Here is a 3,926-nt window from a genome sequence, read left to right as displayed (position 1 = left end):
GTGCCAACGACTGATCGAGATGTTCGGCCCGCCAGGCGAGCAGCCGTTCGGCGAATTCCAGGCGCACGGTGAGATGGCCGGGGTCGGCCGCGAGATTGTCCAGCTCGCCCGGATCGTTTTCCAGATCAAAGAGCAGCGGCGGCAGATTGCCGCCGAAATGCACATATTTGAAATGTTCCGTGCGGATAACGGCGAGGTTGCATTGGCGTGCGGCGATGCCGAAATGGCTTTCGGCCTCGCCCGCGGCAATCGAGCGGAAGTCAAACTCCCAATGCGCGGCATCGCGCCAGGCCGCAGGGGTTTCTCCGCCCAGGAACGGCTTCAGCGAGGCGCCGTCGAGATGCGGCGCGGGCTCTTCGCCGACCAGGTCGAGAAACGTCGGCAAAATGTCGACCGCTTCGGTGAAGCTGTCGACACTGCCGCCGGTCGCCTTGCCTTGGCGCGGATCGCGAATGATCAGCGGAATGTGGTAGCTGCCGTCGAAATAGCCGCCCTTGCCCAGCATGAAATGGTCGCCCATCATCTCGGCATGGTCCGAGGTCAGAACGATGATGGTGTCGTCCCACGCGCCTGCGGCCTTAACCCCTTTCCAGACGCGGCCGAGTTGCGCATCGACCTCGGAAATCATGCCGTAATAGATCGCGCGGATGCGGCGAAAATCGTCTTCGCTCCAGTCGTGCACCTTGCCTCTGGCGTCCGGGCGGAATTTTATCTGTTTCTGCCGGCCGAGATCATAGGCAAGATAGGGATGGTTTTCCGCCTCTTCGTGCCAGCTTGCCGCGCGCCGGAAGGCCGGGCCGTCAGCCGGATCGTACATCGTGTTGTAGGGCTCCGGCACAATGAAAGGCGGGTGCGGGCTGATGAAGGAAAGATGCGCGAACCACGGCGTGGCGTCCTCCTGTTCGCCAAGCCAACGCGTGAATTCGCCGGTCAGGAAAGCCGCCGGCGTTTGTTGCCCGGAGTAGACGGGCGGCGCGTTGCTGATGGTCCCGGCCACGCCGTCGGCCAGCGGACGGTGGATGTCGGGGGACCCGGCGCTGGCGTCGACACCTTGCAGTTCCAGCCAGGATAGCCATTGCTTCTGGTGCTCGGGCAGCAACTGGCGCACCGTAAAGCCCGGCAGCACGCCTTCATAGCTTTGCAGCCGCGGATCGCCCGGCGCCAGCAGGCGCGGATCGAGCGAGACGTCGGTGTAGCCGAACAGCGTCGGATCATAGCCCAGGGCGCGAGCCGAGAGCGCGATGTTGCCGTGGCGAGCGTCGAGCGGCGTGCCGTTGCGGCAGACGCGGTTGTTCATCTGGTAGAGGCCGGTGTAGAGGCAGGCGCGAGCGGGCGAACAGGGCGCCGCGCCGCCATAGTGCCGCTTGAACAGCACACCCTCCGCGGCCAAAGCGTCGGCATTCGGCGTCTGCACGACCGGATGGCCGGCTGCGGACAGACAATCGCCACGCCACTGATCGCATGTGATCAGGAGAATGTTGGGCCGCCTGGCTTTTCCAGTCACTCACAATACCTTTGTCGCGGGATGTCGAACGCCTTTCATGGAACCGAATTCCGGCCACGGCGCAAGCCCGACTCTGCGGGCCAATTGGTGAACGAACCTTGTTCCATCGTTCACTTTTACGACACGGTCCATTCTGTGTTTGCCGCCTTTGCCTAAACTGCTCTGGTCCTCATATTGGCGTGGACAGCGGCGAGGGCCGCACATGCACCAAGGAAGGAGCAAGACAATGCTCGACCAGATCAAGGGCCTGCATCACGTCACGTCGATGGCCAGGGATGCCCGCCAGAACAACGAATTCTTCACCAGGAAACTCGGCCAGCGCCGGGTCAAGAAGACCGTCAATTTCGACGCGCCCGACGTCTACCACCTCTATTACGGTGACGAGACCGGCACGCCGGGTTCGGTGATGACCTATTTCCCTTTCCCCGATATAGGCAAGGGCCGGCATGGGGTCGGGGAAGTCGGAACCACCGTCTACTCGGTGCCGGAAGGCACGCTTGGCTATTGGGAAAGCCGTTTTGCCGATGAGGGCGTCACTGGCCTCTCGCGCGAAGAGACCTTCGGCGAGAAGCGCCTGGCTTTTGCCGGACCGGATGGTGACGGCTTCGCGCTGGTCGAGGGCAAGGGTGACGGCAGAGCGCCCTGGGCGAAAGGCGGTGTTCCGGTCGACCAGGCGATCCGCGGTTTCCATTCGGTATCGCTCAGGCTGAAGGATGGCGGCGCCACTGAGGAGTTGCTGAAGTTCATGGGCTATGAGGAAGTCGACAAGTCCGGCAATCTCAAGCGGCTGGCGGTGAAGAACGGCAATGGCGCCGATGTCATCGACATCGAATCGCTGCCGAGCACGGCCTTCGCCGATCTCGGCGCCGGCTCTGTCCATCACGTCGCCTTCGCGGTCGAGAACCGCGCCAGGCAGCTTGAGGTGCGCAAGGCGTTGATGGACACCGGCTATGGGGTGACGCCAGTAATCGATCGCGACTACTTCTGGGCGATCTATTTCCGCACACCGGGTGGCGTGCTGTTCGAAGTCGCCACCAACGAGCCGGGTTTCGATCGCGACGAGGATACCGCTCATCTGGGCGAGGCGCTGAAGCTGCCGTCGCAGCACCAGCACCTGCGGCCGTATCTGGAACAGCATCTGCAGAGACTGGAAGGCTGAGGTCATGAGCAAGGACGCTTACATCCACAAGCTGCTGCCCGGTTCGCCGGGCGGTCCGCTGCTGTTCGTCTTCCATGGCACTGGAGGCGATGAGAACCAGCTTCTGTCGCTGGGGCGCGATCTCGCGCCCCAGGCAACCATCATCTCGCCGCGCGGCGATGTGTCCGAACAAGGTGCCGCGCGCTTCTTTCGCCGCACCGGCGAGGGCGTCTACGACATGGAGGATCTGGCACGGGCGACGATCAGGATGGCGGGCTTCGTCAAAGCCCATGTCGAAGCAGCGAAGCCATCGGCCGTGCTGGGTCTCGGCTATTCCAACGGCGCGAATGTCCTGGCCTCGGTGGTGTTCGCGGTTCCAGCGCTGTTCGGCGCGTCGGTGTTGATGCATCCGCTGATCCCGTTCGAGCCGCAGGTGAAGGGCAGTCTCGCCGGCCGCCATATTCTGATGACCGCCGGCAAGCGCGACCCGATCTGCCCGCCGAACCTGACCACGCGGCTCGAGGCATATTTGCGTGCCGACGGCGCCGATGTCACAGTGGAATGGCACGATGGCGGGCACGAGGTGCGGCCAAACGAGATCGAGGCGGCACGGCGGTTCTTTGCCGATGCTGCCCAAGGAGCATAGCGATGCCTGACCAACTGCCTGAGATCGAACTTGAGGATCGCGGTTCCAAGGGCCGCTATGTCCTGCGTGGACCCGATGGCGCCGAGGCCGAGATGACCTTCACCAAGATCGGTGAGCACCAGATCATCATCGACCACACCGAGGTGCCGGACGTCTTTCGCGGCCAGGGTGCCGGGCTTCGCCTCGTCACCCGCGCCGTCGAGGATGCGCGTGCGGCGGGTAAGAAGATCATCCCGCTCTGCCCGTTCGCCAACGCCCAGTTTCGCCGCCATCTGGAATGGGCCGACGTGCTGAAGCAATAGGGGTTTCGTCGCTTGGAAACGGTGCGGAAAGCGGCTGCGATCCCCACGGGGATGACTTTGGCATTTGTGCGGGTAGCGCATCCTGCCTAAGTCGATATGATATATCTCAGCCCCTTGCCGACAAACGAACCGAATGATCCCCCTATGACCGAAACCGATCTCGTTCCCGTCTTCGACGGCCACAACGATACGTTGCTCAGACTCTACCAGTCGAAAGACACGGATGTCGAAAAGCTGTTCATAGAGGGGAAATCGGGCGGCCATATCGACCTGCCGCGTGCCAAAGCCGGCGGCTTCGCCGGCGGCATGTTCGCCATCTTTCCGCCGCCTGTCGAG

At 63.0% G+C, this 3,926-nt stretch carries 5 protein-coding genes; 4 read left to right on the top strand and 1 reads right to left on the bottom strand.

Annotated elements, in window-relative coordinates; translation table 11 throughout:
- Window positions 1–1,504: alkaline phosphatase family protein (locus EN750_RS22515; protein WP_127397681.1), on the bottom strand; the 1,504-nt coding region annotated here is incomplete at its 3' end.
- 226 nt (window positions 1,505–1,730) lie between these two features.
- Here EN750_RS22515 and EN750_RS22510 point away from each other — a divergent pair.
- The 4 genes from EN750_RS22510 to EN750_RS22495 form a co-directional block, all read left to right on the top strand.
- Window positions 1,731–2,663 carry a VOC family protein gene (locus EN750_RS22510; protein WP_127397680.1) on the top strand — a complete coding sequence of 311 codons (933 nt, stop codon included), beginning with the start codon at window positions 1,731–1,733 and terminating at the stop codon, window positions 2,661–2,663.
- A gap of 4 nt (window positions 2,664–2,667) precedes the next feature.
- Entirely contained in the window at window positions 2,668–3,288 is a 621-nt protein-coding gene (locus EN750_RS22505) for an alpha/beta hydrolase (RefSeq protein WP_127330369.1), read from the top strand.
- A 2-nt stretch (window positions 3,289–3,290) separates the two neighbouring features.
- Window positions 3,291–3,590, top strand: coding sequence for a GNAT family N-acetyltransferase (locus tag EN750_RS22500; RefSeq protein ID WP_127397679.1), 300 nt, complete (start codon window positions 3,291–3,293; stop codon window positions 3,588–3,590).
- A 144-nt stretch (window positions 3,591–3,734) separates the two neighbouring features.
- On the top strand, window positions 3,735–3,926 hold a 192-nt coding region (locus tag EN750_RS22495; RefSeq protein WP_189526385.1), incomplete at its 3' end, for a membrane dipeptidase.

It is taken from the genome of Mesorhizobium sp. M7A.F.Ca.ET.027.03.2.1 (assembly GCF_003999175.1).
In the GTDB taxonomy this organism is placed as follows: Bacteria; Pseudomonadota; Alphaproteobacteria; order Rhizobiales; family Rhizobiaceae; genus Mesorhizobium.
Note: the sequence above shows the minus strand (reverse complement) of the source record. Positions and strands in the feature narration are given on the sequence as shown.

Excerpts from the sequence above, each read along its gene's own strand:
- EN750_RS22510 (WP_127397680.1), top strand. The coding sequence starts at position 1,731 with ATGCTCGACCAGATCAAGGGCCTGCATCACGTCACGTCGATGGCCAGG.
- EN750_RS22505 (WP_127330369.1), top strand. The coding sequence starts at position 2,668 with ATGAGCAAGGACGCTTACATCCACAAGCTGCTGCCCGGTTCGCCGGGC.
- EN750_RS22500 (WP_127397679.1), top strand. The coding sequence starts at position 3,291 with ATGCCTGACCAACTGCCTGAGATCGAACTTGAGGATCGCGGTTCCAAG.